The sequence below is a fragment of the Pseudomonas sp. B1(2018) genome (genome assembly GCF_003097365.1).
Lineage (GTDB): Bacteria > Pseudomonadota > Gammaproteobacteria > Pseudomonadales > Pseudomonadaceae > Aquipseudomonas > Aquipseudomonas laurylsulfatiphila.
In genome coordinates, this window is sequence record NZ_PYUK01000047.1 from 1 (window position 1) to 1,271 (window position 1,271).

1 protein-coding gene is annotated in these 1,271 nt (G+C 56.4%); it reads left to right on the top strand.

Features of this window, described 5'->3' with window-relative positions; genetic code table 11:
• Positions 1–3 precede the first annotated feature (3 nt).
• Positions 4–1,017, top strand: coding sequence for an IS110 family transposase (locus tag C9422_RS31950; protein WP_165824837.1), 1,014 nt, complete (start codon positions 4–6; stop codon positions 1,015–1,017).
• The last annotated feature ends 254 nt before the right edge of the window (positions 1,018–1,271 follow it).

The window sequence follows — 1,271 nt, forward strand, 5'->3', positions numbered from 1 at the left end:
ACGATGACGCTTCTCGGTATCGACATCGGCAAACACAGTTTCCACTTGCATGGCCAGGACTCTAAAGGCCACCAGGTCTTGCGCAAAAAAACCAACCGCGGCCAATTGCTCAGTACATTGGCCCAGCTACCGGCCTGCACGGTGGTGATGGAGTCGTGCGGCGGCGCCCACTGGCTGGCTCGACAGATCGGTGCGTTGGGTCACGAGGTGAAGCTGATCGCCCCGCAGTACGTCAAACCATTCGTCAAAGGCAACAAAAACGACTTCATTGATGCCGAAGCGATTTGCGAGGCGGCGAGCCGCCCCGCCATGCGCTTCTGCTCGATCAAAACCGCAGAGCAGCAAACGCTTTCAGCCCTGCATCGGGTCCGTGAATCATTGATTGGCCATCGCACAGTGGCGACCAACCAGATTCATGGCTTTCTGCTGGAGTTCGGGATCAGCCTGCCTATTGGAGTCACTGCGTTGCACCGCGTGCCAGCGCTGCTGGACGATCCACAACACCCCGTTCCAGTACGCCTGAAGGGTGTGGTGATGCGTCTTCATCGTCAAATTCAACAGCTCAATGATGAAATCAAGGACATCGAGTCCGACCTGAAACAGCAGTTGAAAGAAGATGATGCCGGGAGTCGTCTGCAGAGTATTCCAGGTATTGGTCCCATCACCGCCAGCGCGGTATTGGCCGATGTGGGCGATGCGTCGAACTATCGAAGTGGTCGTGATTTTGCCGCTTCACTAGGGCTGGTGCCGAAACAGTACTCAACGGGTGGCAAGACGGTGCTGCAGGGGATCAGCAAACGTGGCGACAAGCACATACGCCAACTGCTGGTGCAGGGCGCGCGGGCCCTCATGCAGCATATCGATAAGCGGGAAGATGCCCTTGGGCCTTGGGTTCGAGAACTGCTAACGCGTCGACACGCCAATGTTGTCGCCTGCGCGCTGGCGAACAAACTGGCGCGAATCGTGTGGGCGGTACTGGCCAAAGGCGGCCAGTACGACCCACATCCGAACGTTTGAACCTACAGCTTTACCACCGGCTTTTGCGACGTCACTGACTGATGACAGTAAACGGCATATGGCCCGACTGAGAACCTGGCACAAAAATCAGCTTTAGAGGCTGACGGTTTTTTCAGGACAGTCGGGAGCGGCTACTCATCGAGGGCCGAGCGTTGTTACAGCAACGCTCACAACGAGCCCGAATACATTAGCGCAAGCCAGCTTTACCGAAAACAGCCAAAGAGGTTGCAGGAGATGGGCTGACCATACATTTT